This is a genomic window from Pseudoalteromonas sp. S2893 (assembly GCF_005887105.1).
Taxonomy (GTDB): Bacteria; Pseudomonadota; Gammaproteobacteria; order Enterobacterales; family Alteromonadaceae; genus Pseudoalteromonas; species Pseudoalteromonas atlantica.
Genome location: NZ_PNCY01000155.1, coordinates 1 through 268, shown reverse-complemented (window position 1 = coordinate 268; position 268 = coordinate 1). Strand labels below are relative to the sequence as shown.

Genomic DNA, 268 nt, shown 5'->3' with positions numbered 1-268 from the left:
GCAACTGCTGGTTGGGTCGAACACGTACCGGCTGGCCTCCACATTTTATCGGCTGTTGGGTCGTCATTTAGCTTTTGCCCTACACTAACGTTACCGCGGTAGGGATTGTTGTGAATGGGCGGCGGAGATTCAAAGCCGTTTTTAAAGCGTACTAACATGCCTGTTGAAGTTTCGGTTGTGCGGGTTACCAATAAATCAGCTCCGCCATGGATTTTCTCACCAGGTGGCGCGTTGAAGTAACCCCAGTCAATATTTCTTGCCGCAACCG

General features: G+C 50.7%; 1 protein-coding gene. It reads right to left on the bottom strand.

Annotated features, from left to right (window positions below):
• The coding region (locus CWC04_RS19520) for a DUF4437 domain-containing protein (RefSeq protein ID WP_138686196.1) at positions 1 to 268 on the bottom strand (268 nt) is incomplete at both ends.